At 44.3% G+C, this 4,127-nt stretch carries 3 protein-coding genes and 1 pseudogene; 2 read left to right on the forward strand and 2 right to left on the reverse strand.

The genetic code is table 11. The features are described 5' to 3' along the window. Nucleotides 1–119: 119 nt before the first annotated feature. A pseudogene (locus O9290_RS10540) lies at nucleotides 120–308 on the forward strand (IS200/IS605 family transposase); the annotation flags it as partial. Nucleotides 309–646: 338 nt separating this feature from the next. Here O9290_RS10540 and O9290_RS10545 read toward each other — a convergent pair. After that, a complete protein-coding gene (locus O9290_RS10545; protein WP_002761301.1) occupies nucleotides 647–946 on the reverse strand; it encodes a 2Fe-2S iron-sulfur cluster-binding protein in 300 nt (99 codons plus the stop codon). A 43-nt stretch (nucleotides 947–989) separates the two neighbouring features. Next, nucleotides 990–2,249: a phosphopantothenoylcysteine decarboxylase domain-containing protein gene (locus O9290_RS10550; RefSeq protein WP_288056316.1), complete on the reverse strand. Its 1,260-nt coding sequence runs from the start codon at nucleotides 2,247–2,249 to the stop codon at nucleotides 990–992. 626 nt (nucleotides 2,250–2,875) lie between these two features. Between O9290_RS10550 and O9290_RS10555 the strand changes: the two genes are divergently transcribed. After that, nucleotides 2,876–3,817, forward strand: a complete 942-nt coding sequence (locus O9290_RS10555) for a DUF1517 domain-containing protein (RefSeq protein WP_004162654.1) — start codon at nucleotides 2,876–2,878, stop codon at nucleotides 3,815–3,817. The last annotated feature ends 310 nt before the right edge of the window (nucleotides 3,818–4,127 follow it).

The raw sequence follows: 4,127 nt of genomic DNA on the forward strand, positions 1-4,127 counted from the left end.
ACTTTCAAAAACCTTGCATTATCCTTCTTGTAGTACATCGCTTGGTACAAAAAACAAGGGCAACAAAGCCTGAAACGACCGGCTCCTGACGACCGGCTACTGACTCCTACCCCCAGGAAAAACTTTTTCAGCAGACCCTAATTAGAAAAGAATTTCCGGATTTGGCGGCCAAGTATTTCGACAATAAACCTTATTTTTGGACGGGAGGTTATTTCGTGGCTAGTTGTGGCGGCGTTACTGTCGAACAACTAAAAAAATACGTCGAGAACCAAAAAAACTCCCCGAAAGTGGAAACGCTACCGCGTTAGTTTCATTCCGGTGGCGATTTATTCCCGTTAAACCGCTACGCGGTTTAACGGGAGTCCTCTCGTTCCATTGAGATAGGCAGTTTAAATGCAGTAAAGCTGATATTTTCTAGCAAATCTCTTGATTGTCAGCCCTTGGCTGGCAAAAAAGCAGCGAAAAAATCACAAAAATCCGCTGAGATGTCTTCCCAAGACATCAATTAGGGTCTGCTGAAAAAGTCGTTCAGGGAATTATGTGATATTGTCTGGCAATTTTCACTGGTATCGAACGCCTCAATGGTTCTGATCGCCGCACCTTCCCCACCGGTGCGTTGCTGGGGGTGGGGCATGACGCTTAAATGCTATTTTGGTTTAGTTTGGACGCTAATAGGGCCATTAACGCTGGTTTGACAGGCTAAACGATAATTTTCGGGTTTTTTCTTCAGACAGCGCTGTTCAAAGTCGGTTTTGGCCGAGAGATTTTCCATCCCCTCGACAATTGCCACTATACAAGTACCACACTGACCGTAACCGCCACAATTCATCAATTTACCGCCAAAAGTGTAGATATCAACGCCATTCTGGATTGCTTTCTCTCGTAAATTCGCTCCATCTGCCGCTACCACGATCTTATTCTCTTTGACGAAGTTGATGTTACCCATGACTGTGTTACCCTAAATTTTTGCAAATTAATATTAAAAAATATTAAATTTTTTTGATTGTAACATTTTTGGCTCGCTGTTCTAAATATTCGGCGATGCCAATAGCGATCGCTTTTTTGCCGATAAATTTCCCCAATGCCGCTTTTGTGACCAAATAAGCCACCTGTTCCCCTTGATCGCCCTTTTCCTCACCCCTATTAGCAATAACAGCCTGATAGCCCTTTTCTAGGCGTTTACGGGCGATTTCCAGTAACTCCTCCTGACTGACTCCCTCCTGATACTTGAAAGTCACCATCTCTAAATCGGGAAATTTTTCTCTCACCTTGTCAATCACTTTTTCCGTCGGCACAAAATTAAGATTTAACTGCCCACCACTGGGAATTTTACCCAAAAAAGGGCTTTCTAAGCGATAATCTGCCACTGCTGCCGAAAAAATCCCAAATTTATAATCTTTACTCTCTAATTCTCCCATAACCTTCCCTAGATACTCGTCATAAGTTTCAATAATTTCATGGGGTAAATAAGCGGGAGGTGTATAGCTGCCGCGTCCGTGGATTAATTGCACCTTTGCCCCGCGCAGGTACAATTCTTCTGCAATAGCGACTCCTAACTGTCCGGTAAAACGATTGGTTAAACGACGAATATTATCGATAATAACGGGTGTGGGTCCACCAGTGACTAAAATCGGCCTATTTTTCAGCACAGAATTACTGAGAATCCCACAGGCTGCTACGGTAATCTCTTTTTCCCCGGGGAGATTGTGCTTACCGTAATCATCCCGGGGTGACATAATCTGGACTCCCCAGCGATCGAGAGTTTGCAAAGATTCGGTCAGAATAGCATTATGTAAACTGCCGTGCATGGTGGGGACAAGCAGAATTTTAGTTTTTCCCTTTTCCTGTCGTCCCAAGGCCGAGGCCAAGCATGAAGTGATCACTCCGTCAGCGATTCCGTAACGAAACTTATTAATCGTGTTATAGGTAGCGGGGGCGACTAAATAAAGATCAAAGGGAGATTGATCGCTTAAATGTTCTGCTTTTGCCGTTAATTGGCTAATTACGGGATTAACCGTACTCCATTCCAAAGCTTCCTTAGTGACGTATCTTAAAGCTTCTTCTGAGACAAAAGCCACGACTGTAGCCCCGAATTTCCGCAAAGATCGGGCAATTAGCGGCGCTTTCATGGCCGCAATCCCTCCCGTTACCAGTAAAGCAATCCGTTTACCCCAGAGATGATGACTCTCTAAGGGTACTTCGCGATCGCCTAAGTCCGAATCCGTCGGAGAAGAGAAATTCCAAGTCATAAATTTGGGGGTTGGGAGATGGGGAGTGGGGAGTGGGGAGTCAGGAGTCAGGAGTCAGGAGTCAGGAGTCAGGAGTCAGGAGTCAGTAGTCAGTAGTCAGGAGTCAGTAGTCAGGAGTCAGGAGTCAGTAGTCAGTAGTCAGTAGTCGGTAGTCAGGAGAATTAAGAATGAATAAAAATCAATTAAATGGCCTATTTCGGGATTTTATCCAACTTAATCCTTATTTTTGACGTTTTTGAACCCTCAAAAATTAATCATGCCGGAGATCTGTAAAGGTCTATAAATTAGGAGTCAGGAGTCAGGAGTCAGGAGTCAGTAGTCAGGAGAATTAAGAATGAATAAAAATCAATGAAATGGCCTATTTCGGGATTTTATCCAACTTAATCCTTATTTTTGACGTTTTTAAACCCTCAAAAATTAATCATGCCGGAGATCTGTAAAGGTCTATAAATTTGAGGGTTGGGGGTTGAGGAGAAGAGAGTGGGGAGAAGATAATCAATTGTCTCCTGTCTCCTGTCTCCTGTCTCCTCTCTCCTAATGATATCGGTTATCCCTATTCAAGATTTGTCTATCCCTGAGGGAGAAACTGGTTATCCTAGTAAATAAAGGGTTGCTTCGGTGTTCTTATGATTGACAAAATTTTAACTAAAGTTCGATCGCTTGCCAAGCCGCTATTAGTTCTAGGATTAGTGACAACGCTGATTTTAGGCAATGTTTCCAGTGCTTTGGCGGCATCGGGGGGTAGAATGGGGGGCGGTAGTTTTCGCGCCCCTAGTCGCAGTATTAGCCCTTCTAGAGGTGGTGGTTACAGTTCCCCCGGTTACGGTGGAGGTATTGGTTTTCCCTTCCTCTTACCCTTCTTTTGGGGTGGTGGTGGCGGTGGCTTAATTTCTCTGTTAATCTTTTTTGCTATTGCCAATTTCCTCGTTAATGCTTTCCGTAATGGTGGAGGCAGTGATGAGAATGGTATGACGATAGAATCCGGTTATGAAACCGTCTCCGTGGCTAAAGTACAGGTGGGTTTGTTGGCTAATGCCCGTTATCTGCAACAAGAATTAAATCAAATCGCCCTAACTGTGGATACTAGCACCTCCGAGGGACGCGTCGAAGTCTTACAAGAATCGGCCCTCGCCCTGTTACGTCATCCGGAATACTGGGTTTATGGTAACGTCGATTCTCAACAAACCAGCCTCAGCAGTGCAGAAGCGAAGTTTAATCAGTGGTCCCTCAACGAACGCGGTAAACTAACGGCGGAAACCTTAACTAATTACAATAATCAACTGCGTCAAGGTTCTCAAGAAAATATTTTACCCGAATCGGCTGGAGAATTAGCTAAAACCGCACCGGAAGGCTATATTTTGGTGACTATTTTAGCCGGCATTGTCGGTAAATTTTCTCTAGCCAAAATTAATGATTCCCAAGACTTGAAACAAGCCCTGCAACAAATTGGTAGTATGGGAGGCGATCGACTTTTAGCGGTAGAAGTGATTTGGACTCCTCAAAGCGAGGGTGATATTCTCAGTCAAGACGACATTCTCGCCAATTATCCCGATCTGAAATTGGTGTAATTTGTCGGGGGATAACCCTAGATAGGGTTTGCTGAAAAATTTTTTCGTGGGGGTAGGGTGTAGGGTGTGGGGTGTGGGGTGTAGGGTTTTACCGATTTTGAGGGAGTCTTCCAAAAAGTCTAAAAGTCTTACCCAACAAGGTTTTTAGATTTATTCAGCCAGCCCTAGATAGGGTCTGCTGAAAAAGTTTTTCCTGGGGGTAGGAGTCAGTAGCCGGTCGTCAGGAGTCGGTCGTTTTAGGCTTTGTTGCCCTTGTTTTTTGTACCAAGCGATGTACTACAAGAAGGATAATGCAAGGTTTTTGAACGTC

The organism is Microcystis sp. LE19-41.2A (genome assembly GCF_027530405.1).
GTDB lineage: Bacteria > Cyanobacteriota > Cyanobacteriia > Cyanobacteriales > Microcystaceae > Microcystis > Microcystis aeruginosa.

Coding starts and splice junctions, on each gene's coding strand:
- O9290_RS10545 (WP_002761301.1), bottom strand. CDS start 946: ATGGGTAACATCAACTTCGTCAAAGAGAATAAGATCGTGGTAGCGGCA.
- O9290_RS10550 (WP_288056316.1), bottom strand. CDS start 2,249: ATGACTTGGAATTTCTCTTCTCCGACGGATTCGGACTTAGGCGATCGC.
- O9290_RS10555 (WP_004162654.1), top strand. CDS start 2,876: ATGATTGACAAAATTTTAACTAAAGTTCGATCGCTTGCCAAGCCGCTA.